Annotated in this window: 20 protein-coding genes and 1 tRNA gene; 10 read left to right on the top strand and 11 right to left on the bottom strand. The window is 53.7% G+C overall.

Translation table 11 applies throughout. From position 1 onward, the window contains the following. Positions 1-8: 8 nt before the first annotated feature. From JIN85_RS11360 to alr, 6 genes are all read left to right on the top strand, one after another. Positions 9-743, top strand: a complete 735-nt coding sequence (locus JIN85_RS11360) for a DUF1349 domain-containing protein (protein ID WP_200270731.1) — start codon at positions 9-11, stop codon at positions 741-743. Between the two features lie 44 nt (positions 744-787). Beyond that, complete coding sequence (locus JIN85_RS11355) at positions 788-1,804, top strand: A/G-specific adenine glycosylase (RefSeq protein WP_200270729.1); 1,017 nt, start codon at positions 788-790, stop codon at positions 1,802-1,804. A 111-nt stretch (positions 1,805-1,915) separates the two neighbouring features. Then, a complete protein-coding gene (locus JIN85_RS11350) occupies positions 1,916-2,614 on the top strand; it encodes a trypsin-like peptidase domain-containing protein (protein ID WP_200270727.1) in 699 nt (232 codons plus the stop codon). A gap of 12 nt (positions 2,615-2,626) precedes the next feature. Next, a complete protein-coding gene (locus JIN85_RS11345; RefSeq protein ID WP_200270725.1) occupies positions 2,627-3,061 on the top strand; it encodes a hypothetical protein in 435 nt (144 codons plus the stop codon). A gap of 157 nt (positions 3,062-3,218) precedes the next feature. Beyond that, positions 3,219-3,899 (top strand): type II secretion system protein, encoded by a 681-nt coding sequence (locus tag JIN85_RS11340; protein ID WP_200270723.1) that lies wholly within the window; start codon positions 3,219-3,221, stop codon positions 3,897-3,899. A 136-nt stretch (positions 3,900-4,035) separates the two neighbouring features. Next, the gene (gene alr / locus JIN85_RS11335; protein WP_325109137.1) at positions 4,036-5,145 is read left to right on the top strand and encodes an alanine racemase; all 1,110 of its coding nucleotides are present in this window, start codon (positions 4,036-4,038) and stop codon (positions 5,143-5,145) included. Between the two features lie 94 nt (positions 5,146-5,239). Here alr and JIN85_RS11330 read toward each other — a convergent pair whose 3' ends face one another. From JIN85_RS11330 to JIN85_RS11300, 7 genes are all read right to left on the bottom strand, one after another. After that, complete coding sequence (locus tag JIN85_RS11330) at positions 5,240-5,689, bottom strand: RNA recognition motif domain-containing protein (RefSeq protein ID WP_200270721.1); 450 nt, start codon at positions 5,687-5,689, stop codon at positions 5,240-5,242. A gap of 165 nt (positions 5,690-5,854) precedes the next feature. Then, positions 5,855-6,577: a metallophosphoesterase family protein gene (locus tag JIN85_RS11325; RefSeq protein WP_200270719.1), complete on the bottom strand. Its 723-nt coding sequence runs from the start codon at positions 6,575-6,577 to the stop codon at positions 5,855-5,857. 72 nt (positions 6,578-6,649) lie between these two features. Next, positions 6,650-7,627, bottom strand: coding sequence for a hypothetical protein (locus tag JIN85_RS11320; protein WP_200270717.1), 978 nt, complete (start codon positions 7,625-7,627; stop codon positions 6,650-6,652). A 5-nt stretch (positions 7,628-7,632) separates the two neighbouring features. After that, on the bottom strand, positions 7,633-8,532 hold the full coding sequence (locus tag JIN85_RS11315) for an ABC transporter permease (RefSeq protein ID WP_200270715.1): 900 nt from the start codon (positions 8,530-8,532) through the stop codon (positions 7,633-7,635). After that, the gene (locus JIN85_RS11310; RefSeq protein WP_200270713.1) at positions 8,529-9,389 is read right to left on the bottom strand and encodes an ABC transporter ATP-binding protein; all 861 of its coding nucleotides are present in this window, start codon (positions 9,387-9,389) and stop codon (positions 8,529-8,531) included. Before JIN85_RS11310 ends, JIN85_RS11315 begins: the two co-directional genes overlap by 4 nt. A 192-nt stretch (positions 9,390-9,581) precedes the next feature. Then, positions 9,582-14,255 carry a glutamate synthase large subunit gene (gene gltB, locus JIN85_RS11305; protein WP_200270711.1) on the bottom strand — a complete coding sequence of 1,558 codons (4,674 nt, stop codon included), beginning with the start codon at positions 14,253-14,255 and terminating at the stop codon, positions 9,582-9,584. Between the two features lie 205 nt (positions 14,256-14,460). Then, positions 14,461-15,315, bottom strand: coding sequence for an alpha/beta hydrolase (locus JIN85_RS11300; RefSeq protein WP_200270709.1), 855 nt, complete (start codon positions 15,313-15,315; stop codon positions 14,461-14,463). A gap of 84 nt (positions 15,316-15,399) precedes the next feature. On the opposite strand from JIN85_RS11300, the gene JIN85_RS11295 reads away from it, so the two are divergent. From JIN85_RS11295 to JIN85_RS11285, 3 genes are all read left to right on the top strand, one after another. Further along, a complete protein-coding gene (locus JIN85_RS11295; protein ID WP_200270707.1) occupies positions 15,400-16,278 on the top strand; it encodes a hypothetical protein in 879 nt (292 codons plus the stop codon). A gap of 188 nt (positions 16,279-16,466) precedes the next feature. Next, the gene (locus JIN85_RS11290; protein ID WP_200270705.1) at positions 16,467-17,975 is read left to right on the top strand and encodes a S10 family peptidase; all 1,509 of its coding nucleotides are present in this window, start codon (positions 16,467-16,469) and stop codon (positions 17,973-17,975) included. A gap of 285 nt (positions 17,976-18,260) precedes the next feature. Continuing rightward, positions 18,261-19,895 (top strand): S8 family peptidase, encoded by a 1,635-nt coding sequence (locus JIN85_RS11285; RefSeq protein ID WP_200270703.1) that lies wholly within the window; start codon positions 18,261-18,263, stop codon positions 19,893-19,895. Between the two features lie 16 nt (positions 19,896-19,911). On the opposite strand, the gene JIN85_RS11280 is transcribed toward JIN85_RS11285, so the two are convergent. The 4 genes from JIN85_RS11280 to JIN85_RS11265 all read right to left on the bottom strand — a co-directional run bounded on the left by JIN85_RS11280 (position 19,912) and on the right by JIN85_RS11265 (position 22,776). After that, positions 19,912-20,823: a YitT family protein gene (locus tag JIN85_RS11280; RefSeq protein WP_200270701.1), complete on the bottom strand. Its 912-nt coding sequence runs from the start codon at positions 20,821-20,823 to the stop codon at positions 19,912-19,914. A 212-nt stretch (positions 20,824-21,035) separates the two neighbouring features. Further along, positions 21,036-21,106 (bottom strand) — tRNA-Gln (locus tag JIN85_RS11275). 98 nt (positions 21,107-21,204) lie between these two features. After that, on the bottom strand, positions 21,205-22,440 hold the full coding sequence (locus JIN85_RS11270; RefSeq protein ID WP_200270699.1) for a thymidine phosphorylase: 1,236 nt from the start codon (positions 22,438-22,440) through the stop codon (positions 21,205-21,207). An 84-nt stretch (positions 22,441-22,524) separates the two neighbouring features. Then, the gene (locus tag JIN85_RS11265) at positions 22,525-22,776 is read right to left on the bottom strand and encodes a hypothetical protein (RefSeq protein ID WP_200270697.1); all 252 of its coding nucleotides are present in this window, start codon (positions 22,774-22,776) and stop codon (positions 22,525-22,527) included. Positions 22,777-22,872: 96 nt separating this feature from the next. Here JIN85_RS11265 and ligA point away from each other — a divergent pair, with 96 nt between their 5' ends. After that, positions 22,873-25,116: an NAD-dependent DNA ligase LigA gene (ligA, locus tag JIN85_RS11260; RefSeq protein WP_234047378.1), complete on the top strand. Its 2,244-nt coding sequence runs from the start codon at positions 22,873-22,875 to the stop codon at positions 25,114-25,116. Positions 25,117-25,122 lie beyond the last annotated feature (6 nt).

The raw sequence follows: 25,122 nt of genomic DNA, 5'->3' as shown, positions 1-25,122 counted from the left end.
TGTAGGCCATGACTTTACGATCAATTCTCGCACTGGGCTTTCTTTCCAGCATCACGCTCGTTGCCCAAGAAAGCACCAGCAAACGACAGGTTTTCCCTGCATTGGTAGAACCGACTGCGAAAGTCGAGGGCTGGGGGACTTCGGTAAATCCAGAGCTGGACTGCCAGTTCGAGCTGAAGGATGGAAAACTCACGATTTCTGTTCCGCCAACTCAAATTTCCCGCGATCTCGCAGCCGAAATTGGTGTCGTAAATGCCCCTCGAGTTTTGCAGCCTGTTAAGGGTGATTTTTCGTTCACGGTGCGAGTTGAGGGAAATTCGAAGCCCGACGGTGGCTCAACCCAGCAAGGCCGGGTTTCCTACACCGGCGCGGCTCTTATCCTGATGGCTGACACCGATCATGTGGTGACTCTCGCTCGTGCCGCCATTTCTTCCGGTGGCGGTAAGCCAAATGGTTACGCGAATTTTGAAATTCGCTCCGCCGGAAAACTTCTACAAATGGGAAGTGGGGAGAATCCGCTGCCTGTAGAAGGCCCGGTGTTCATGAAATTGGAGCGGCATGGGAATGAGGTGCGTGCCGCCATCAGCGTCGACGGAGCGATGTGGAAAGATCTGCCTGCGAAAAAGTTACCTGAGTCCTGGCCTGAGCAATCGTTCGTCGGTGTGGCAGCCATCACCACTTCCGCTTCGGGATTTGAGCCCACATTCACGCAGATCAGATCGGGGAAATCGTCCAATCCCTGAGGATCTGCTTGGCGTTTCGTCAGTGGTCTGGGAACGATCCGGCCGTGCTGAAGCCTGTTTTTCAATCCGATCCGCTGGAACATCGCGCTGATTTCCAGAATGCCTTGGTCGGTTGGTTCGAGAAAAATCGCCGCGATTACCCCTGGCGGCGAACCCACGATCCCTATGCGGTGCTGGTTTCTGAAGTCATGCTTCAGCAAACCCAGATTGCGACGGTATTAGGTCGCGGCTTTTTCCTGCGATTTCTTGAAGCATTCCCGGATGTGACAAGTCTGGCAGCCGCCGATGATGAAAAGCTGCTAAAGGCATGGGAAGGGCTCGGTTATTATCGCAGGGCTCGCATGCTCCGTGAAACCGCCCGCGAGGTGATATCACGGCATGCTGGGAAATTTCCAGAAGAGCTGGATGCCTTGCTGGATTTGCCAGGCGTCGGTCGCTACACCGCAGGTGCCTTGCGGGCATTCGCCTTCGGTTTACCGGCTGTGGTGGTCGATGGAAATGTCGCTCGGGTGATTTCCCGACTTTTGGACTTTAGGGGCGTGATCGACGACAGCTCCGGGCTGAAATTCATCTGGGACACAGCAGGCTTGCTCGCCGACGAGGACCGGCCGCGGAGTTACCATGCGGGATTGATGGAATTGGGTCAGCGCATTTGCCGGCCCGGGGTTCCAGATTGCTTAGCCTGTCCGGTGGGGGCTTATTGTAAAACCCGCGACCCACAACTGCTCCCTGCAAAAAAACCTCGAGTTACGGTTACCGAAGTCGACGAACATGCCCTATGGCTCATGGATTCGGCAGGCCGAGTATTGATGCATTGCGAGCGTGGGAAACGACGGCAAGGACTTTGGAAATTGCCGACACGGACTGCGGAGGAGGTTTCAGGTTTATCGATGGTCTCCGAATCCCGCTATTCGATCACCCGTTACAAGGTCACCCTCCGGGTTTATACCGGTGGAACTGCTGCTGAAGGAGATACCTGGGTAGCAGGGGATGAGCTTCTTCAATTGGCCATGCCATCTCCCTTCAGGCGCGTTGTCGAAACGTTGGTTGGAGAAATTTGAAATCGCGTGTGACGTTCTTGTCAGCCTGTGCTTCTTTAGTCGCGGATGGAACGACTGATTCGGTGTTTAGTAATTTCGATGGTGGCGGTGCTCGTCCAATCATGTGCACCCGTGGCTCCAGCCGTCGCGGATCCGCCATATCCCGGGTCGATGGCGCGGCAGATGGTATTGGAGCGGATGTCGGTGGTGGTGGTCACCAGTCGCTCTGAACTGAGCGATATTTCAGGCAGCACACCGATCGGCAAGGTGGAGCCGGCTGATGAGGATGGCGGGTCTGCAGCTCCTTTAAGTCCAGATGGTTACTTTCTGACAGCAGATCATGTGTTGGCCCAGATGAACGGTCGGAATGTCTTCGTGATTTTCCATCGCCGGGGCGGCTTGGTGCAAAGCAAGGCACGTGTGGTTTGGCGCTCAAAATCATCGGACTTGGCCTTGCTCCACGTGCCGGAAAATACTCCCTACTACTACCGTTGGACTTCGCCAAACCAGTTACTTCCAGAAGGAACCCCATTGATTCATGGAGGCATTTCCACGGGCATGCGATCCGCAGTCGGGAAGTTGAGCACGGCGATCCAACCCGATGGGTGGCTTACTGGAAGCACCCGATTCAAAATCGATATCCCGCTCGAACCCGGCGACAGCGGGGGACCCATTGTGGATGGGGCCGGGCGACTGATCGGCGTCAATTCAGCGGTGGAGTTCCTGGTCCCCTTGGAAACCGCCTTTTTTGTCGATTCCGAAGGGAACCGGCCAAATATTAGGAAAATCGATGATTTGATTAAACGCGATCGTGCGCGTAATGGTCTCTGAATCTGATTCGTAATGTTCAAGGTGAGCCGTTCCATTCTGTCCCTGATCCTCTCCTGCCTGCTGGTGGGCGCCTGCGCGCCGACGCATCGCTGGCTATCCAGGACTCCCGCATCAGCCGCGAATGATCAGATGATGTTGGTTCGGAACGATCCAAATTCATTTGGTTATCAGCGACTGATGCTAAAAACTCAGGAATTTCCGGATCTGAAAATTTTCGTAGAGGACACCGGCCTGCCGGATTACTTCGCGGAAACGAGCAGCGGCGATCGGCAATATTTGATCTTCTACTACCTCAAACAACGGCAAGCCTTTGCCTGTCGCGCCAAGAGTCCGCACTCGAATGCGGTTGAATTCTCTGGTCCATACTCGATCACTGACCGTGAATATCGATTGCTGAGTCAGGCGAAATCGGATGCCGCAGCCAAGAGGCAAGCGGATGCCGCGTAAAAAGCCCCGGTCGTCAAATTCTTTCTTGCACCGGCCGATCGCAACCTTAGCTTGATGCATCCTCGTGTAGGCAATTCTCATGAGGATTATAAATAAAACGGGACAATTGTCCCATTCTAGTAACCCAAAATATCACAAACCTATGAAATCCAATCGCATGTATAGAAGCGGTTTCACCTTGGTGGAACTTCTCGTCGTGATCGTGATTATCGCCGCCCTTGCGGGTCTGACCGCACCGATGGTGATGAAACAGCGTAAGAAGGCTGACCAAACGGAAGCTATCAGTAACGGCAAACAAATCGGCATCGCTTTGTTCCAGTTCGAAACTGACTACGGCACCTATCCTGATAAGGAAACAGCAGTGGTTGTTGCAGACAGCACCGGTTCGACCATGGACACCAGTGGTGACACTTCGAACGACTATTTCCGTCAGCTGATTGCGGCAAAAGTCACCGAATCAGAAGTCATGTTCTATGCGAAAACTCCATACACTCCTCGCAAACCTGATGATGACATCAGCGCGGGACAAGCACTCAAGCCAGGTGAAGTCGGCTACGGCTACATCATGAACGACGAGTCCGGTTTCAGCTCTGCTGGTAACCCAGGCCGCCCAGTTGCAGTTACCCCGCTGCTTTTAGGTTCAACCACCGGCGAGTTCGATCCTGATGCATTCCTTGGCAAAGCCGTTGTTGTAAAAATGGACAACAGTGTTGTTTCTTACCAAATCCGTGAAGACAAGAAAATCAGCCTCGGTGCTGGTCGTACCTTGCTCGACAATTCGGAAGGCAGCATCTGGGGTGCAGCCACTCCTGTGCTAAAAGCACCAGCTACCAAATAATCCATTTGGGCTATCCAGCCTGAAACTCCAACGGGAGATCCTAACGGGTCTCCCGTTTTTTTGTGCTTCAGCTCAATAAGTTCAATTCAACCTGATCCATTCTTGCTGAAGGATTAGGGACAGTTAGGTTGGGCGCGTGAGCAACGATTTTCCAGTTTCGCCGCCGCGTGCATGGGCGGAGATTGATTTGGCAGCCATGCGCCGAAATCTTGAAGTGGCCAGGCAATCAGGTCCTGTCGACGTGATGGCGGTGGTCAAGGCTGACGCTTATGGACACGGATTGGAGCAAATTTCCAAAGGGCTGGAGCATGCAGGAATTTTATTTTTTGGCGTCGCCAATGTGGGTGAGGGACGGCGCATCCAAGCTGCAGGGGTAAAGACCCGGATCTATCTCTTGGGAGCAACCTGGGCAGCCGAGCGGGACGAAATCGTGACGCGGGATTTCACTCCCTGCCTTTCGTCCATGGTCGAAGCTCAGGATTTCGATCGGATCGCGAAACAACGTGGAGTCCGATTCCGGGTCCACCTTGCGCTGGATACAGGAATGGGGCGGGGTGGCTTTCTGATCGATGAGCTGCCGGAACTTTTGCCGAAACTTCAAAGTCTTGAGAATCTGGAAATCGAAGGTCTCGGTTCGCACCTCCCGTCTGCCGATGAGGATGAAGCATTCACAAAAAGGCAATTCGCCGTGTTCCGTGAGTCTATTGAAAAGCTCGGAGGGATCGATCAATTCAAGATCCGGCATTTGGCAAACAGTGCCGGCTTGCTCGGCTACGAAGGCGAGGTTTGCAATCTCGTGCGGCCTGGACTCATGCTTTATGGCATTTCTCCACTGCCAGCCTTCCAAGAAAAACTCTCGAACGTATTAACCCTGAAATCGCGAATCACTCTGATCCGCACACTGCCTCCAGGACACGGGGTTTCCTATGGCCGGGAATTTGTGACGAGCCGGCCGACACGAGTCGCAACGGTTGGCATCGGCTATGGCGATGGTTACCCTCGTCAGGTATCCGGTAAAGACGCTGAAGTTTGGATTAAAGGGCAGCGTTTCCCGATCATTGGGCGCGTCACCATGGATCAAACCATGATTGATGTCACCGGGGCGGATGAAATTGCAGAAGGTGATGAGGTGGAGATGTTCGGCGCAAATTTATCGGTTACCGAAGTTTCCAAAAAAGCGGGGATGATTGTCTGGGAAATCTTTACCGGCATCGCTCCACGCGTGGTGCGTTGTTATCAGGACTAAAATTCCGCTTATCTCGATCGTTCATGGATAACAAAAAACGTCTGCTCCGGTTTAACGAAGCAGACGTCTGTTAAATCATTCGCGAAGATAGGAATTAATCCCAACCGCCGCCGCCTTTGTAGCCGCCGCCACGACGATCGCGATCACGGTCGCGATCACCACGGTCATAGCCGCCACGGCGCTCGCCACGGTCGTAGCCACCACCGCCGCCGCCACGACGCTCGCCGCCGTAACCGCCGCCGCCACGGCGCTCACCGCCGTAACCACCGCCGCCGCCACCACGATATCCGCCTGGCTTGGATTCTTTTGGCTCAGAAGCATTCACGCGAAGTGCGCGGCCCTGATAATCGTATCCATTCAGCGCTTCGATCGACGCATTCAACTGGCTTTGGTCACCCAGGGTAACAAACGCAAATCCTTTTGATCTGCCGGTTTCCCGATCGGTGATGATTTTGACCCGTTCAACAGGGCCGAATTCGGCAAAGAGACCAGTAACGTCTTCTTCGGTCGCGGAGTAGGGCAGATTGCCCACATATATGTCCATTTTCTTCGATTCTAATCGCGCCATTGCTTATCAACACTCCCTGACACCATGGCGTGAAGGATCAAATGAAGTGGGCCAACCCGCGTACTTGCCGGGCCAACAATCGCATTTCATAATCATCGGCCCTAAAAAGGCAAGCGCCGTTTTCAGGCCTTTCCAAGCGCGTTAACGCCCTTCGGACAAGCGTTCCGCCAACATTTCCGGCAGGCCCGCCGCGAGAATTTTCCGTTGGGTCTCCGCAATGTCATATTCGATGCGCCGGAAACTGACGATCTGTTGTTCCGTGTCAAAGATCGCATAGCTGGCGCGCCAGTCGCCATCGCGTGGCTGACCGACTGAACCGACATTGATGAAGTATTTCACGTCATCTTCGATCGCGATCGAATCCGCGGGAACTTCGGTCACCTTGTCGGTTTTTACATAAACCCGCGGAACATGGGTGTGACCGTGAAAGCAGAGGCGGGTGAACTGATAGGAAAAATTCGACATGGCATCGAACCGATTGGTCACGTAGTTCCAATTGGCCGGTTGGTCGAGTGTGCTGTGAACAACGGTAAAGTCGTGCACCTGGCGGACCATTCTCAGACGGCGCAGCCACTGACGTTGCTCTGGATTGAGTTGGCTGCGTGTCCATTCCAAGGCCGCAGCAGCAACGGGATTCATCGTATCCAGCGTGTGATCGCCAGAGGCATCTTCGTCATGATTTCCTTTGATCGTAGGACAGCCCATTTCACGGACTTTTTCCAGGCAGGCTGCGGGATCGGCATTATATCCGACGACGTCCCCCATACAAACATACTCATGGACTCCCTGAGTCGCGGCATCCGCTAGGACTGCCTGAAGGGCTTCGAGGTTGGCGTGAATATCACCGAATAATGCAATCCGCATGGAGAAAATAGACGAGTGGCTGAAAGGAAATCTTGTCTGCTGGAGCAGGGGTGTCGAGTGGAAACCCGGATACTATTTTTGAAACCAATCTTTCGGCCCCATCCGTCTGGGTTGCGGAATGTTGAAAACACTTTTTTCTTCAGGAATCTGCAATTCAGCCTCCAGCGCGACCAGAGCGGAGGCAACGCCATCCTGAGGGAAACGATCGTCGGTTCTCTGCCAGTGAACCGAAAGCATCTGATAGGCGGTTTTTGGATCTTTGAAAATTTGCACAGCGAGCTCGCGCGCATCCCGCTTGGGATTTTCATGCATTTGCAGAACAAAGAGCAAACAGCGCAAGGTGGGCGGATGAACCTTGGTGTGCTCATTAAGATCCTTGGCCAGGCTCAAAGCTTCAGCTTCGCGGCCTGGAACCCGTGCCAGTGAGTAAAGCTCCGCCCGACGCATGAACAGAGGGGAGTGCTCAATTTCTGACGCGGCTTTGTAAGCGGCCGCTGATGTCGCATAGGCTTCAGCTTCATCTGGGAATGCACCGATCTTGTTGGAGTCCGCAAGCATCTGGCCCAGTCTGGATTTCAACTTCCAGTCGTTGGGGTTATTGCGGATGCCACGCTCCAGAAATGCCCTTCCTTTGAGAATGTTATTCCGCCATTCATTCTTCCGCATGACGGGAGGCAGGTTATCGCTCTCAATGTAGTAGGATGCCGCGTTGTAGGCGAGATGCCACGAGCCAACGTCCCAGTAATATCCGGTGCGGGGTGCGAGGTCGACGATGGTATTGAAGGTTTCGCCCAAATCATCCCAGCGCATATCCATGAAGTAGTTGTAGGCCTTCAGATTCAAAAAGGTCGCAACCAGGGTGCGCAAACCACCTAAAGCGACGGCTGAGCTGGTTTGGCCGATGCGCTCCCGGGTGCCGATGTTGAGTTCAGGGGGTAACAAATTAGCGGAGCGCAACTCACGGGTGAGCGCAATTTCCAAGGGCATGCGTATCGCCCCCATCACGAGCAAAGCCGCACAAAATATCGCAATTTTCCTGCTGCGTTTCATGCCACTCAAAATTCCTTATCCGAAAAGATGAACCAGGAGGCCAGGGTATAGAAGCCAGCGTAAAACAGGCCTAATAGCACCAGTTTTACCAGCACCATCAGCGGCATGATTTGCCCTTCAATGACCGCATCGATCACATTGAACAATTGGAAGTTCGGCAGGATCAACGAAACCAAGCCAGTGACCACTTTTTGCAACGTTTCGCTGGTCTTCAAAAAAGCGTCCAATGCATCGGCCTGAAAGTTGCCGATGAAATAGATGAGAAAACTGACGATCGTCGTAAACAAGGTGCTGGTCGAGAAAGTCGAGACGAGCAACGCAATCGACGCGATTATCGCCGACCGGATAAAGATCGCAATGACCGCGCCTTGCAGGGACCAGGTCACCCCTTGGGCGACGGTGTCGTTGAGCATTGCGTTGATCGCATCCTGTGGCCAGCCCTGCGCCGTAGCCAATTCCATTTGCTGGTTCATGACGATCCCTGACCGAACATGCAGAACGGCGGTCATCAGAATGTCCATCAATACGAGTGAACTGAAAATCAGCAGCAAAACCCCGCCCAGTTTCCCGGCCAGATAATCGAAACGCGGCACCGGCTTGGCGAGAACCGTGTAGAGCGTTCGGTCCTCAACGTCCTTCGGCAGGAGCAATGCGGTCGCGACCACAGATAGCACCACGGAGAAGAGCGTCATGGTCCCAATCGACCAGCTTTTGATCGAACGCAGAACATTGATCCCAAGGGATTCAGGAGTTTCGTGCTGTGGCAGATCAAAGAAATTGCTCGCCAATGCGATCACCGCAAACACTGCGAGAAAGTAGAATACTTTCATGCGCACCAACTGGGTGAAGGTGTGACGAGCAATCACACTGATGCGGTAGAGGTGGGATGATTGATAGCCCTTCATCGTTTGTCCTTTTGAGTTTCGCGGAGGAACAAGCGCTCCAAAGTCGTCCGTGGCTTGCCAACCCGGACGAGCTGGGTTGTTGCAGAAGCATCGACCTGCGCGGTGATCGATTTGACCAATTCAGGGTCGGCGTCCTGGAGCACGATTTCGGTCTGGTCTTCAATCGCGATCAGATCCTCAAGCCTGCCTTCCTTCACCATTTTTCCGCGGAAAATAATGCCCACTTGATCGCAAACTTCCTGCACCTGCTCCAAGAGGTGAGAACAAAGGAAAACGGTGATTCCTCGTTCCCGAAGTTTGAAAATCAAATCGCGAATTTGTCGTGAACCGACGGGATCGACTCCGGCAGTGGGTTCGTCCAAAATAACGAGACGTGGTTCCTGCACCAGGGCCTGAGCCAGACCGATGCGCTGCAACATGCCTTTGGAATAGCCGCCGATTCTGCGATCGCGCGCGCTGTTCAGATCCACCAGTTCCAGTAGTTCGCTCACACGATCTTCCAGAAATTTGCCGCGCAGCCCGCAGAGTTTTCCGTAAAACCGGATCGTTTCGGCGCCACTCAGGTGCTTGTAGAAATAGGGATTTTCCGGAAGGAAGCCCACATCTTGTCGCGAATCCACTTTGGCGGAATCTTTGCCGAATATCGCGCAGTTACCAGATGTTGGAGAGACCAATCCCAGCAAGGCCTTCATCGTGGTGGATTTACCGGAACCATTCGGCCCAATCAGACCATAGACCTCCCCGGGCATGATTCGAATCGAGACGTCATCGACCGCCCGCAAAAGTTGTCGGCGGAAGGACGTTTTGAAGTCCTTCACCAAGTGGGTGATTTCTACGGCAGGCGTCGTTTCTGACATGGGCAGCGATAAGTTGGATGAGTAGCGCCGCTGGGCAAAGTGGAAACTTTGCCGAATCGCGGCACAACGACTCCTAAAAAGGAAGCGACCTCAACGAGTGGTTCTTTGCCAAAAAATTCCGCAGTCCGGAGGAGGTATGGCGATCTAGCGATCTGCCTCACATCGGATCTGCGGAATTTACAGAATCAGAGTTTAGCTGGCGGAAACGGGAGTGGATGCAGATTCGTGTTTTTCCTCTGCCGCTTCGAGATCCGCGCGCTCGCGTGCGATGACACGGACCAGCTTGCGCGTGGTTTCCTCCCAATTGGCGAGCAACGATTTGGCTTGGTTGCTACCGGTGCGCTCAGCGTGGAGTTCGATGAGACCTTTCACTTCCGCGATGTCCTGTGGACGGCGAATTGGCAAGGCCACAACCATCTCCGTATTGACGCGAGAGAAGAACTTCCCATCGACATCGTAGACGTAAGCGGTGCCGCCAGACATGCCGGCGCCGAAGTTTTTACCGGTCTTGCCAAGGATCGCGACGGTGCCGTTGGTCATGTATTCGCAACCGTGATCGCCGACTCCTTCCACCACCGCAACCGCTCCAGAATTCCGGACGGCAAAACGTTCACCTGCACGACCATTGGCGAGCAGGCGGCCACCGGTAGCACCGTAGAGACAGGTGTTACCGCAGATGGCGTTGGAACCTGCTTCAAAGTTGGCATCCGCCGTGACACGAAGAACGATCTCACCAGCTGACATGCCTTTGCCGACGTAGTCGTTTGCTTCACCGAAGAGTTCCAACTTCACGCCGCCAACCAAGAAGCATCCAAACGATTGTCCGGCTGATCCCGTGCAAATGATGTGAATGGTTTCTGCAGGCAGGCCGTTGTCACCGTGAACCTCTGCGATGCGTCCAGAAAGGCGGGTGCCGATATTTCGGTCGGTGTTGACGACTTTGTAATTGAGCACCACCGGTGGGCGATCCGGAAGCAGGCGAATCGCGTCCAGCAGATCGGTGGTAACCGATCCTTGGCCATACTCGGGAAGGGTCTCCAGCGGATTACCAGTGAGTTTCTCCACCAAATCGGCCAGAATTTCGAGATCCAAGGCCGATTTCGCCAAGCCATCGTTGCGTTCCTGAGTCCGCTTGCGGGAGATCGCGGCGATTTCCTGTCCCGTTTGGGCTGCCAAATCCGGTACAACGTCCTTGAGAAGTGAGCTCAGATCCAAAGTGTTGGCCTTCGGATGATCAGGAATCTCACGCTGGCGCAAATATTGCGGGCAACCGATCAGTTCATCCATCGTCCGGACACCGAGCTTGGCCATCCATTCACGTGCTTCTCCAGCGACACCATTGAAATAGTTAATGACCATTTCCGGGGTGCCTTTGAATTTCGCACGGAACTTTGGATCGGTGGTAGCAATGCCGACCGGACAGGTGTTCAAGTGGCACTTGCGGACGTAAACGCAACCCATGGCGATCATGGCCGTGGTTCCGAAGTTGAATTGCTCCGCGCCGAGGATCGCCGCGATTACAACGTCCCGACCGTTCCGGATACCGCCGTCAGTCCGGACGGTCACGCGGTTGCGGAGGTTGTTGATCAACAGCGTTTGCTGCGCTTCGGCCAGGCCGAGCTCCCATGGCGAACCTGCGTGCTTGGTCGAAGAAAGCGGGGAAGCCCCGGTTCCGCCATCGTGACCGGAAATCAGGATGTTATCTGCTGATGCCTTGGCAACCCCTGCGGCGACAGTTCCCACACCGGATTCGGCGACGAGTTTTACCGTGATGCGGGCCCGAGGATTGACCTCTTTCAAATCGTGGATCAGCTGGGCCAAATCCTCGATTGAGTAAATGTCATGGTGTGGAGGAGGGGAAATGAGCTGCACTCCAGGCTGCGTGTTGCGCAGACGGGCAATCAAGGCATTGACCTTGTGACCGGGCAGCTGACCGCCTTCGCCAGGCTTTGCACCCTGCGCCATTTTGATTTCTAGCTCATCGGCATTGACCAGATAGTAAGCGGAAACGCCGAATCGTCCCGATGCGATCTGCTTGATGTAAGAACGTGCGGAATCTCCGTTCGGATACGGGCTGTATCGGACTGGATCCTCGCCGCCTTCGCCAGAATCAGACTTTGCACCGATCCGGTTCATTGCGATTGCCAGGGTCTCGTGAGCCTCGGGTGAGAGCGCGCCGAGCGACATCGCAGCGGTGGTGAAACGGGTGCGGATCGACTCGATGCTTTCTACTTCATCGATCGGAATCGGACCGCTGGACGCCGGCACAAATTCGATCAAGTCCTTGATGGCTACCGGATTGGTTTCCAATGAGACACGAACATATTCCTCGTAATCCTCGGCACGGCCGGTTTTGACGTAGGTGTGGAAGTTTTTGATCACTTCCGTGCTGAATGCGTGGCGCTCTCCGGCTTTGCGGTAGCGATTGTAGCCTGGGTCGCCGAGATTGAGCGTTTCACCTTCTGGAATCTCAGACTCGAATGCGGCACGATGACGGATGATCGACTCTTCAGCGATTTCACTGAAACCAATTCCGCCGATTTTGGACGAAACGCCCGTGAACGAGAAATCGACCACTTCATTGCCGATACCGATGGCTTCGAAGGTCTGCGCCCCTTGATAGGAGTTGAGCACCGAGATGCCGCGCTTCGACATGATCTTGAGCAGTCCTTTCTCAAGCGCCTTGCGGTAGTTGGTCATCGCCTTTTCGACGGTGATTTCACCGAGCTTGCCCTTACCTTTGTCAGCGGCCACAAGCTGGCGAACCGTCGCATAGCCGAGATACGGGCAAACGGCGGTAGCGCCGAACCCGAAGCAGCACGCGATCTGGTGAACGTCGCGTGCTTCACCGGTTTCAACAACCAAGGAAGCGCGCATCCGCTTGCGAATGCGATTGAGGTGGTGGTGAATGGTGCCGATGCTGAGCAGCGTCGGAATGGGCACGCGTTCAGCGGATGCCCCGCGATCAGTCAAAATCAGGATGCTGCACTTTTCCTGCACGCCCGCTTCTGCTTCAGCACAAAGCTCATCGAGACGCTTCTTGAGACCCGCAGCACCATCGGCGGCGGACCAGGTGCAGTCCAGAATCCGGGCGTGGTAGCCGTGATCTCCAAGGTGCTTGATCTTTTCCAGCTCGTGCTCGAACAGGATCGCGCTTTCCAAGCTCACCGTGGCACAGTGACGCGCGGTTTCGTCGAGCAAGTTCCGCTCCGGGCCAAGACCCGCGCCGAGCGACATCACTGCCCATTCACGGATCGGATCGATCGGTGGATTGGTCACCTGCGCGAAGAGCTGCTTGAAGTAGGTGTAAAGCAAACGGGGATAGCTCGAAAGAATTGCCAGCGGGATGTCATCTCCCATCGAAAAGACCGCTTCCTGCGCGCCTTTGATCATTGGCGGAAAGACCATGTCGAGCTCTTCCAACGAAATGCCGTGCGCGACTTGTTGGCGTGAAAGATCAACCGGAGCAAAATCGAGATCCGGAGCGTGAGCGGAGGGCGAGACGAACTTGCGGAGCTCAAGCCGGTTTTCATCGATCCAACGGCGATATGGCTTCTGGCGAGCAAGCGCTTCCTTGATCTGCTTGTCGTTGCGGAATTCTCCGGTCGAAGTATCGACAGAGAGCATCTGACCAGGGCCAAGACGACCTTTGCGGGTGACCTTGGAATCTTCAAAAATCACCGCTCCGGCTTCGGAGCCGATGTAGAGAATATCGTCGCTGGTGACCTTGAACCGTGAAGGGCGCAGGCCATTTCGATCGAGCGAAGCGCAGATCTTTGTGCCGTCAGTGAACACCAATCCAGCCGGGCCATCCCATGGCTCGGAGAAGGAGCGATTGTATTGATAGAAGGCGCGCAGGTCGTTGGAAATATCCTCATCGTTGCGATAAGCCGGAGGAACCAGCATGCACATCGCGTGCTCCGGGGAGCGGCCGGACAAAATCAGCAGCTCCAGCGCGTGATCGAGCGATGCCGAGTCCGATTCACCGTGGCGAATCAGATTTTTCACCCATTCGATATCATCTCCCCAAACCGGTGAGGCGAAGAATTCCTCGCGGGAAGTCATCCAGTTCCGGTTGCCCTCGACCGTGTTGATTTCGCCATTGTGGCACATCATCCGGAACGGTTGTCCGAGCGGCCACGCCGGGAAGGTGTTGGTGGAGAAACGTTGGTGATAGAGGGAAATCGCGATCTGATAGTCCGGGTCTTGGAGATCCAGGTAGAAATTCCGCAACGCAGCAGGCATCGCCAGCGCTTTGTAGGAAATCAATCGGCTTGAGAACGACGGCATGTAAAAACCGTGAATGTGCTTGGTGCGTTGCTCGATTTCCCGGCGGCAGAGGTAGAGCTGGCGCTCGTAGGCGAGTGCTTCCATCCCGGCAGGCTTCAGCATCAGCAAATGCTGAATGTGCGGGCGGCTGGCTATGGCGATTTTACCGAGAGCATCCACATCTACGGGAACCTCGCGCCATCCCAGCAGCGAGATGCCACGTTTTGCGATTACCTCTGCGGTGATGGTTTTGATTTCTTGGTCCGCCGCTTCATGATCGAGAGGGATAAAGAAAACTCCGACAGCGAGATCCGCCTCGTTTTCCAAATCGTGCCCGAGCTTCGCCAGAGCTTTTTTGAAAAGTGGGTAGGGGATCTGGGTGAGAACACCGGATCCGTCGCCCGTTTTCATGTCTGCATCGACCGCACCGCGGTGAGTCATGCAGCAAACTGACGTCAGCGCGTGATCGAGAATCTCGTAACTGCGTTTACCTTTCAAGTGGGCGATTGCGCCCATACCGCAGTTGTCATGTTCTTCGGATAGCCGGTGCAAGGAACCGGGGACCAGCGGGGTGCTTGAATGGTAGAATGGGTTCATCAGGAAGATTTTGATCGTCAGTGATCCGCGGGACCTGTTTTGGGTGAACCGACCTGCGGGGAAGGACAATAAACGGCAGGCCAACTACGCTGCCAAGCAGGAATTGTGCCCGGACAGTCTGAGTGAATGAAACGCTGCGCCCAAAATAGACGCTGCGCCCTCTCAAACTCGCAAAAATCAGCACGCGATTTCTGCCCGCGTCAGCTCACGCAAAGGTGTCGTGATGCTCCTGATCCGGCTCCAGAAAACCGCAATCGACCAGGAAATCATCGGCCGCTCTCACCGTTAGCTCGAAGTGAGTATGGCTTACGTTAAAATTAAAAAAACTGTGGTCAGACTTCTCAAAATCAATGAGTTTGCACTTATTTCGCCGCCATCTCAATTTGCGGCAGAACCTCTCAACATCTTCAAACGGAGTGATGCGGTCCGATTTGCCGTGGAAGAACACCATCGGCGGCAGTTTGCCTCTCACCAGAGACATCGGGCTGTTCGCTTTCGCCAGTTTGGCATTGGGAAAGCGATCGGATCCTTGGCCGCGAGGCGAAGTATTGACCAAAGCGCTGAACAAAATCAGTGCCTGTGGCCGACAATCAACGCCATCGACTGGTGGCAAATTTTTAGGCTTCGGCATCGCCGTAAGCAAAGCGAGTAGGGCACCACCTGCAGAACCGCCGACAGCAATGCGGTCCGGATCCAAATTCAAGGTATCCGCATTGTTGCGCAACCAGCGGATCAACTCACGTGCATCCTCGATGGCCTCCATCGCTCCCGTGCCATTTTTCGAGGCAGTCCGGGTTTCTGCAGCAACAGCGATCGCACCGCGGCTGGCAAAATGAAGGCAGTGGGGGACAAACTGAGTGGGCATCGAACTATCCCAGAAACCGCCATGGAAAAAAACCACGACAGGAGCCGGTTTTTCGGACGGCTGCTGAGGCAGGAAAACATGGGCAAGAACGTCACCATCAGGAGTTTGATGATAAATGTAGGAAGCGGAATCCTTCAGCATCTCACGCTCACGCGCCTCGCCGATTGGCGCCACTTTTTGCAAAATACTACTCATGGAAAGAAACGACCCGCTCCACCTTGCGAACGGGCAGCGATTTGTTTGTTGTGAGATGGGCCCAATTGTCCAATCTTTTGGCGTATGATTCGACTGATTTTTGCAACCAGCATGTTGCTTGCCATCGTGAGCCAGGCGCAGAATGAACTCCGGCCGGTGTTGGAAAAGACCTACAGTGCTTGGCGTGAGTCCATCATTAAGAAGGACTCACGGGATTGGTCGCGCTTCACCGCAACCTACCGAAGGGCCGAGGTAAGGAACCGGATCGTCTCCGAAAAGCGCCCGTTCCCGGCAGCAGTTTTTGAGCTACCCACACCGCCGCCAACCATCGCCGGACTCAAGTTTCTGGAAGCAAAGCAGAATGGCCGCACCGCAAAGGCATCCTATTTCGGCAAAATCGATTTTGGAGTCGGCGGAGATCCGACCGACAATCTTTTGGTGCTCTCATTCATCCAGGAGCCCACAGGTTGGCTTTACGATCGGGCGGATTTCGTCAATCTAACAGCCTTGCCGGATGTCAGGAAAGAGCTCGCAGCTGGGAATGTGAAATATCTTGAGGAAACGCCAGAAGCACAACCATCCGGCGTGGTTCCGCCAACTCCGATATTTGCGCAGCCCGCCAAATACATCGCGAAAGTCTACGTTTTTTGCCCGGGACGTGAGGTGAAGCTTTTGGTGAACAAAATCAGCCAGCATCGATTCGCCAATGCCAAAGAAGCAGAGATTGTCATTGGCGGAGCCTTGGACGGTCTGAACGAGATCCAATATGCGATTACCAAACTGGACGGTGGCACAGGCCATGAAGCGATGACCATCCGGGTTTATCTTTTTTCACAGGTCCAAGGCGTCCAGCCGATCAAAGCGTTCGAATATCAAGTTTCCGAGAACGGAGAAGTGAAACCATTCGGCACCGGCACGTTTGATGTCGGAGCTGACATCGTCGCAAAGCTGCAAGGCAAGTAATCCAGCCGATCGAGTTCGATAGAAAAAACCCGTCCTAGCAGTCGGGTAGGCAGGAAGCTCTGGTCCATGGACCCAGCCGTCTGGATCTTCGATTCCGTATTACATATATTGTAACAAGTAACAATTCTCAGTTATCATAACCAAACCGTCCCTCGACAAGACTGGTTCGGTGGCTAACATGCCGCGCCATGAAGCCAGTTCTTTCCCTGCTACTCATGACTAGCATGGCTGTTTTCGCACAGCCGAGTCCGCCTAAAGACAAGCCGAAGTCAGATGATTCGAAAAAATCGGAATCGAAAGAATCGCGCGATCCTGTGGTTACGGAAAATGCCGTGACAATTGACGGCAAACGAATTCCTTACAAAGCGACGACCGGTAAACTGGAATTGCAGAAAAAAGACGGCGATCCTTCCGCCTACATTTTCCACGTGAGCTATGAGCGCACGGATATTCAGGACTCCAGCAAACGTCCTGTGATTTTTGCATTCAATGGCGGTCCTGGATCATCCGCCGTTTGGCTGCACATCGGTGCATTTGGTCCACGCAAAGTCGAATTTCCTGGCGATGGCACGATGCCGCCGCCACCGCCTGCGCGGATGATCGAAAATCCCAATTCACTTCTGGATGTGGCGGATATTGTCTTCATCGATCCCGTATCCACTGGTTACAGCCGCGCTGGCAAGGACGTGAATGCATCTGATTTCCACGGTGTGGATGGCGACATTCGCTCGGTTGGCGATTTCATCCGGCGCTGGGTCACCGAACATGATCGTTGGGATTCACCCAAGTATCTGCTTGGAGAATCCTACGGCGGCATCCGTGCTGCCGGACTTTCGGAACATCTTCAATCGCGTTACGGCATGAGCCTCAATGGTGTGATCATGCTGTCCACCTTGATGGATTTCCGCACCTTGCAATCCAGCCAAGGCAACAATTTGGCTTACGAAGTCTTCCTGCCATCTTTCACCGGCGTTGCTCATCACTTCAAAAAAATCCAGGGAGATCGCGACTCGTTGGTAGCGGAATGCCGTGATTTTGCCTTTGGTGAATACGCAGCAGCCTTGATCAAAGGAACTGCGATTTCTGATGAGGAATTGAAGAGCGTTTCTGAAAAACTCGAGAAATACACCGGGATTGATGCCCAATTCTGGCGCGATCACGATTTGCGGGTCAGTTCATCTCTTTTCCGGACTGAATTGTTGCGCAAGGAAGGCAAAGCCATTGGTCGATTCGATGGCCGGGTGGCTTGGGACAGCGGCGATGCAACCTCGCAATTTCCTCGTGGTGATGCTTCTTACTCAGTGGCCTATGGCCCTTTTGCAACCGCCATGCTGAATTACCTTGGGAGCGACTTGGGTTGGAAGGAAGATCAGCCTTATGAAATCCTGACCGGTGAAGTTCAACCGTGGAAATGGAACGCCAGCAACGGCTATGTAAACATGAGCGACGAGCTGTCCGGAGCACTCAAAGAAAACCCTTATCTGCGCGTGCTGGTGATGGGCGGATACACGGATTTGGCAACGCCGCCATCGGGCATGGAATACTCGATTCACCAAATGATGGATCTTCCAAAAAGCCTGCGCGGGCACATCACGTTTACCCATTACGACGGCGGACACATGTTCTACTTGAACCCGCCAGATCTGACGAAAGCCCGCAAGGATATCGTTCATTTCATCCAAGCCGAGCCATCGTAATGGCTGTGCTTATGGAATCCGGAAATCGGGTTTCATGAATCATGGGACAAATCATGATTCGAATATTCTGGTTTTGTCAGAAAGGCAGTCACAGGTGTTGGGTTCCCGACTTGTGACTACCTTTCAAGCATCTGCGGATGCGCATTGCAGTGTAGAGCCTGTTCACTGGGTCTGAATTTCAATTCAATGAACTGGAACTGTGGCAACTTTTAGGCCATATTGCGGTTAATGGCATGAGTCTCTGGAGCAAATGCCTGGAAATTCACATTGGCCCAAAAGTTCCCCATGCGCAGAAAAACCAGCATTCTTATCTCTGTCATCTTTGTGATTTTATGCGCCTGCCTCGGTTGGTGGCTGGTCGTTGATCTGAAGAATGCATTGTTTCCCGACAAGCTGGCGAAATCCGATCATTCCTCAGATCCACGCAAACCATCCGGGCAAACCAATCGCTACACCCCTCCTCACTCATTTCGTTCCAACCAACGTGATCAATTTGACGATGGCACCACCGTCGAAATGCTCGCTAGTGCCAATCCAAATGAGGCGATCCTGCATTTTCCCTCGGCGGATTCATATGGGGGCTTCCTGGCTGCACTTTCACAAAGCAAAGTCACTCTGGAACAGAGACTGGATCCCTTGCATGCGATCCGCATTTCCTACACGGATCTAGCGGATCTTCAGGAGCTGTTAGAAAACGAGAACATCACCACGCGCAGTGCGCTTTCGAGGGTTCCAGACCGACCGTTTCCATCCAGTGATTTAGAGCCAGGGGCAGTTGGATTTGGTGCTGAACTCTTGTCTTGGCTGGGCATCACCGGCGACCATTCGAGCTGGGGAGCTGGCGTCAAAGTGGCGGTGTTAGACACCGGGATTGTCCCCCACTCCACTTTGCCACCGCTTGCAGCGATATCCAACATCATCGAGCCACCAGATAACCCCGATGACACCAATGGACACGGCACGGCCGTAGCTTCGATTATTGCAGGTAGAGAGCGACAGGCTTCCGGGATCGCACCAGCTGTTGATTTGATTTCCATTCGCGTAAGTGGCGAACAAGGCATCACGGACTCATTTTCCTTAGCCGCTGGAATGTTAGCTGCGATCGATGCGGGAGCAGATCTGATCAACCTGTCACTTGGCTCCTACGAAGATAGTAGTTTGATTCAGGAAGCGACGGCCATGGTTCAAAATAGCGGCATCCTGATTGTGGCTGCCGCCGGTAACGATGGGCAAGACAATGCAGCTTATCCTGCAGCCTATCAAGGAGTCGTTAGCGTCGGCGCAGTCGATGGCAGAGGTGAACATCTCAACTTCTCCAATTTCGGTAGCTACCTCTATATCACGGCCCCCGGATATTTCATCAATACAGCCTGGCCAGGTGGCAAATATGTGCAGTTCAGTGGAACCTCCGCAAGTGCCCCGGTGGTAACCGGTATTTTGGCCGCCATCATGTCAGATGGATCCGGAAAAAAAGTCTCAGCAACTGAGGCGTTGTCACTGCTTACCAATTATGCCGATGATGCCGGGATTCCTGGACCGGATTCCGAATATGGATACGGCATTGTGGATATCCGGCGCATCATCAATCGATCAACTCCGGGCATTGTGGACGTTGCGATCACGGATCAACGGATCGTCACCACTCAGCAAGGCCAGGTTCTTCAGGTTACGATTCAAAATCGTGGTACCCAGGCACTGATCAACACTTTGTTAGATGTGAGTCTTCCTGGCGGAAATCGTCAGTCCACCATCACCACACTTGTTGTTGGAGACAGCCACACCTCCTCCATTCCCATCAATCTTTCCTCCATTCCATCCGGCACTTCGTTCCAGGTTGTTTCCTCACTCTCCGTAAACGCCCGGACCGCAGACATCACTCCAGACAACAATCAAAGGGCAGATAATTTTACGGCTCCGTAACCCCCTGCCCCCGGATTCAACCAATCGGCTTGATATAATATCTCCTGGAAATCCCTTCAATGTCATGATGGAACCAAAATGCATCCGGGCAGGCTTTTTGGATGCCATCCAGAATTTCAGGTAACTCTTCGTGAGTGATCACGGTTCGGATCAAATGCACCGAATCCGAACTGAATCCTCCTGTTGCTTGATGAATGGTATAAGTGCGATGCGGAGCGGCAGCTGTAATGGCATTGCCCAAACGTTTTGGGTCATTGCCGAAAACCGTCAGCAACACCAATTTGAATTTTCGGAAAAAGTTATTCAGTGTCTCTGCTGAAGCGAAGATATAGATGCTGGTATACATCAGAGTGTTGACCACAGGTTCAATGCTACCGCTTTTCAAAAATTCCAGGATTAGGCCATAAATGGTGGATACGGCAGCCGCGCCGACAGCAATCGTGCCAACCGGCTTCAAGTATCTCATGGCGAACCACGCTGCCAAGATATCCTCATCTCCTGTGGATCCCCGGAGGCGCAGAGAAACGGCTTTTGCCAACCCTGCGAGAATGCCCCCGAACAATACGAGAAGGATGCGTTCATTGCTGGATCCCGGATCCGCGAATTCCAAAAATGGCAGAAAGGCCAAACCTAACAATACCGTCGAGACGGTCAGCATGGTGCGTAGCGCAAATCCGCGACTGATTTTGAAGAAGGCGAAAACAATCAGGATCAGCTGTGAAATTCCGTAAAGCCACAGGAACAGAGAATTTTTCTCAAAGTAATAAGCTGTAGCTGCAGCCAGTCCCTCGAATCCTGTTAGAATGATCTTCGATGGAAATACAAAGTATTTGAGCGCCACCGCGTAAAGAAGGCCAGCCACGCAGGTGCCAAGACATTCAAGCACCGGATGTCGTGAGGAAAGCCAATCGGATGTTTTCAGAGTCATTACTTAACGAGAGTGCGGTCAGCCTAAATAATCCTCAACATTCATGCACGCAAATGCGAACGGATCAAAAATCATGCAGATCAATTGGAGAACTGCTGACAGCTGAAACGAAACAGTCTGCTTCGTTCATGATTGCCACCGTGTGTTTGCTTAAACAGTGACTTGCTACTTCCAATGGAGATCGGGGTTGTTCCTGAACTCGTTTGGTAAAGTAGCCTCACTAGGACTCGAACCTAGAATGACGGAATCAAAATCCGGAGTGTTACCATTACACCATGAGGCTTTTGGGAGGCTTTCGCCTGCGGCGGGCGAAAAATAGACAGCACCTTTCCGTTTTGGCAACCGGGAAATTCAATGAATCTTCATTCCTTTGAAATTTCCTCAATTTGCGACCCGGATTGCCTTCAAAATCATCGCTTCCGCCATTTCAAAATCGGCCTGATTCCGGGCATGAATGCGGCAAAGCGGAGTACCGGACGTCACGGATTCGCCTGATTTGATCAATTGGTCAAATCCGACGGAGAAATCCACCCCATCGTTCGATTTGGCCCGCCCAGCTCCCAATTGCAGCGAAGCTTGGCCTACCAGGCCCGCATCGACCGCTTCGACGATGCCAGCCGTAGGTGCGAGCACCTCACGGATCAGCGGAGCGCGGTGAATTTCACCGAGTTTCTTCAAATCGGCGGGATCTCCGCCTTGAGCGATCACAATTCGATCAAAAAGCTCACGCGGTTTTCCCCCGTCGAGAAGCGTTTCCAATTCGGCTCGGGATTTTCCGCTAATCGGCATCGACAATTCCAAGACGATATCACGCAAATCCGCAGGTCCCCCACCCTCCAGGCATTCCAGGGCTTCGATGACTTCCAAGGCATTGCCCACCGTCCGGCCGGTAGGCTCACTCATCGGGTTGAGAATGGTGAAAACCTCGACGCCCATTTGTTGGCCTACAGCCGTCATGCTGGCGGCGAGCGCTTCCGCATCGCTTTGGGTCTGCATGAACGCGCCGGTGCCGTATTTCACATCCAGAACCAAGCGATCCAGCGATTCGGCGAGTTTTTTCGACATGATCGATGCCGTGATCAAAGGAATCGATGGCACGGTGCCGGTGACATCTCGCAGCGAATACAAGCGCTTGTCGGCAGGGCAAAACCGCTCGGTTTGCCCCATCATGACCACATTCATCTGCTGCAATTGTTTTACCGCTTCGTCCATTTCGACCCGGACATTGAAGCCTGGGATCGATTCCAATTTATCCAGAGTTCCGCCTGTGATGCCAAGGCCGCGACCGGAAACCATGGGGACCCAGCAGCCGGCACAGGCGACCAATGGCGCGAGTATCAAAGAAACCTTGTCGCCGATTCCGCCAGTGGAGTGTTTGTCGACCACCGTTGGGCGATCCGCCGGGTATTGGAAACAATCACCGCTATCCATCATCGCCCGAGTTAACGCGGCGACTTCCCGTGGGGTCATCCCCTTGAAAAAAACTGCCATCGCAAAGGCGGACATTTGATAATCCGGCACTTCATCTTTGGCGTAGCCAGCAATCAGCTCACGGATTTCATCCGAGGTCAGCTCTTCTCCTTCACGTTTCCGGGCAATCAGGGTGGGTATGTGCATGGCGTTTTTAGCATGAACCGCGGTGGTAAAATATCCGGGTCACGCCGATACTACATCAATCCCCGCGTCCGCCAAGCTCAGGCGTCACTTCCACCAATCCGCGGGACGTTCCCAGGGTTCCCGTCGTTCGGTCGGCTCCTGATTGGCAACCACCGGTTGCTCAACTTCTTCGGTCGCGCGGATCTCTTCAAGCAACTCATCCACTTCGTCATCCCGACGCCGGACATTCCAAACAATCGTAAAAATCAGCATCAAGACCACACCACAGCTCAAGGCCATGGCAATCAGCATCGCGATCACCAATCCGTCATTTTCACTGACAGCTCCCCCGGTCATTTGAACGGTCCGAGATTAGGGATCTTCTGCAAAATTGCAATGCACCATTATCTTGAATTTTCAGCCGTTCCCCGGGAAATTCCTGCCATGCCCGATATGGATCTGTTTCCCGATACTCCGCCAGCCGATGAGAAACGCCGGATCCATGAACTGCGCGAGGAACTCCAGCACCACAATCGGCTCTACTACACCCAGGCCCAGCCGGAAATTTCCGACGCCGATTATGACAAGTTGTTCCGCGAGTTGGTAGTCCTAGAGGCAAAATATCCGGAGCTTCAAGACCCAAAATCACCAACGCAATCGGTTGGTCGTGATGATCAAAGAAGTGGCGAAAGCCAGTTGGAATTACCTGGAGTTCTCATTACCAGTTTCAAAAAGGAGTATACTGCAGATGAATCTAAGCTTCGAATTGGAAAACCTATTCGAAACTTCCAACAAATTCGGCACACAGTCTCAATGCTGAGTATTGACAATGTTTTTGAGCTAAAGGACGTGGAAAATCCCCAAGCGGAATTGATCTCATTCTATCAGCGTCTACGCAAAAACCTCGGCAGTGAAGAGGTTCAAGTCACGATCGAACCGAAAATCGACGGAGTGGCTGTGAGCCTATTATATCGAGATGGAACGCTCGATTATGCGGCAACTCGGGGCGATGCTCAAACTGGTGATGACATCACCCACAACGTCCGTACGATCCGCAACGTACCGCTGTTCTTAGGGGCTGGTGCTCCCCGGGTGTTAGAAGTGCGCGGTGAGATATTCATGCCGAATTTGGCATTTGCCGCCATGAACGCAGAACGTGATGAAGCAGGCCTTCCTGCGTTTGCCAATCCGCGCAATGCGACGGCTGGCACCTTGAAACAACTCGACCCCAAGATCGCAGCGAAACGTCCGCTTGCTCTAATCGCTCATGGATTGGGCGCATATGAAGGGCCACCGCTAAAAACCGAATTCGATTTTCACAAGCTGCTAGCCAGGCTTGGCATCCCAGGCAACCAGCCGATACTAACAGCTTCAAGCCAGGACGAATTGTTAGCGGCAGTTGCTCGCATCGGAGTCGTGAGACATGATTTCGATTACGGCACCGATGGTGCAGTAGTGAAAGTGGCCGATCTTTCATTGCGCGAGAAGCTCGGACAAACCTCGCGTGCTCCACGCTGGGCTGCTGCCTATAAGTTTTTACCCGAGCAACAGGAAACGACGCTGGAGGGAATCAGCATCCAGGTCGGGCGCACTGGCGTGCTTACTCCGGTCGCGGAATTGACTCCGGTGCTGATTTCCGGCTCCACCGTTTCGCGCGCGACCTTGCACAACCAGGATGAGATCGACCGCAAGGATGTCCGAATTGGCGACACGGTTTTGATCGAGAAAGCTGGCGAGATCATCCCGGCCATCGTTCGGGTCATTTCTCATCTGCCGGATTCGAAACCCTACAACCTATTCGCAGCTGTCAGCGGAAAATGTCCGTCCTGCGAGGGCCCGATTGAGCAGGAAGATGGCTTTGTCGCCTGGCGTTGCACCAATTTTCAGTGCCCGGCGCAGGCGGTCACACGCATCGCCCACTTCGCTGCGCGCAAAGCATTGGACATCGATGGCCTGGGCGAAACGGTGGCCGAGGCCTTGGTGCGACGTGACATTTGCCACACCCCGCTGGACCTTTTCATACTAAATAAAGATAAGCTAGCGAAACTCAACCTTGGCACCGACGATGCAGCGCGACGCTTCGGCGAGAAAAACGCCGCGAAGGTATTGGCCTCGCTGGATGACGCCCGTGAGAAACCGCTCAACCGCTGGCTGTTTGCCATGGGCATTCGCCACCTTGGCGAATCTGCGGCAAAGGAACTTTCACGACTGCATCAAAAGCTGAGCGACATCCCAAACTCCGAGATCCTTCGCGAACTTTTGAACGACAAACGAGCTACAGCGAAAAAGCAAAACGCCTTTCTCGCGCAATACAACATCACCGGCGATGTCGGTCCTGCTGTTGCGGAAACCATCGTGACTTTCTTCAACTCGGAAGCAGGACACCATGTGTTAGAAAAAATGCAGAAGCTCGGCATTGATCCAAAATCCGACAACTACCTGCCTGTTCTCGACGAAGCCGACCTTTCCTCACTTCCGCTTGCGGGCAAGACATTCGTCATCACCGGCACCCTCAGCATGGAGCGCGGTGAAATGAAATCATTCATCGAATCCAAAGGCGGCAAAGTCACCGGTTCCGTCTCTGCCAAAACCGACTACGTGCTGGCTGGCGATGGTGGTGGTTCGAAACGCGACAAGGCGGAAAAACTTGGCGTGCCGATTCTCGATGAAGCGGGCTTGGCTGAGTTGATCGGCTGATTTCCG

Origin of the sequence: Luteolibacter pohnpeiensis, from assembly GCF_016595435.1 — a bacterium.
In the GTDB taxonomy this organism is placed as follows: domain Bacteria; phylum Verrucomicrobiota; class Verrucomicrobiia; order Verrucomicrobiales; family Akkermansiaceae; genus Luteolibacter; species Luteolibacter pohnpeiensis.
Note: the sequence above shows the minus strand (reverse complement) of the source record. Positions and strands in the feature narration are given on the sequence as shown.

Coding starts and splice junctions, on each gene's coding strand:
- ligA (WP_234047378.1), top strand. CDS start 22,873: ATGGATCTGTTTCCCGATACTCCGCCAGCCGATGAGAAACGCCGGATC.
- JIN85_RS11345 (WP_200270725.1), top strand. CDS start 2,627: ATGTTCAAGGTGAGCCGTTCCATTCTGTCCCTGATCCTCTCCTGCCTG.
- JIN85_RS11340 (WP_200270723.1), top strand. CDS start 3,219: ATGTATAGAAGCGGTTTCACCTTGGTGGAACTTCTCGTCGTGATCGTG.
- JIN85_RS11300 (WP_200270709.1), bottom strand. CDS start 15,315: ATGAGTAGTATTTTGCAAAAAGTGGCGCCAATCGGCGAGGCGCGTGAG.
- JIN85_RS11325 (WP_200270719.1), bottom strand. CDS start 6,577: ATGCGGATTGCATTATTCGGTGATATTCACGCCAACCTCGAAGCCCTT.
- JIN85_RS11360 (WP_200270731.1), top strand. CDS start 9: ATGACTTTACGATCAATTCTCGCACTGGGCTTTCTTTCCAGCATCACG.
- gltB (WP_200270711.1), bottom strand. CDS start 14,255: ATGAACCCATTCTACCATTCAAGCACCCCGCTGGTCCCCGGTTCCTTG.
- JIN85_RS11315 (WP_200270715.1), bottom strand. CDS start 8,532: ATGAAGGGCTATCAATCATCCCACCTCTACCGCATCAGTGTGATTGCT.
- JIN85_RS11320 (WP_200270717.1), bottom strand. CDS start 7,627: ATGAAACGCAGCAGGAAAATTGCGATATTTTGTGCGGCTTTGCTCGTG.
- JIN85_RS11280 (WP_200270701.1), bottom strand. CDS start 20,823: ATGACTCTGAAAACATCCGATTGGCTTTCCTCACGACATCCGGTGCTT.
- JIN85_RS11310 (WP_200270713.1), bottom strand. CDS start 9,389: ATGTCAGAAACGACGCCTGCCGTAGAAATCACCCACTTGGTGAAGGAC.
- JIN85_RS11330 (WP_200270721.1), bottom strand. CDS start 5,689: ATGGACATATATGTGGGCAATCTGCCCTACTCCGCGACCGAAGAAGAC.
- JIN85_RS11265 (WP_200270697.1), bottom strand. CDS start 22,776: ATGACCGGGGGAGCTGTCAGTGAAAATGACGGATTGGTGATCGCGATG.
- JIN85_RS11295 (WP_200270707.1), top strand. CDS start 15,400: ATGATTCGACTGATTTTTGCAACCAGCATGTTGCTTGCCATCGTGAGC.
- JIN85_RS11270 (WP_200270699.1), bottom strand. CDS start 22,440: ATGCACATACCCACCCTGATTGCCCGGAAACGTGAAGGAGAAGAGCTG.
- JIN85_RS11285 (WP_200270703.1), top strand. CDS start 18,261: ATGCGCAGAAAAACCAGCATTCTTATCTCTGTCATCTTTGTGATTTTA.
- JIN85_RS11290 (WP_200270705.1), top strand. CDS start 16,467: ATGAAGCCAGTTCTTTCCCTGCTACTCATGACTAGCATGGCTGTTTTC.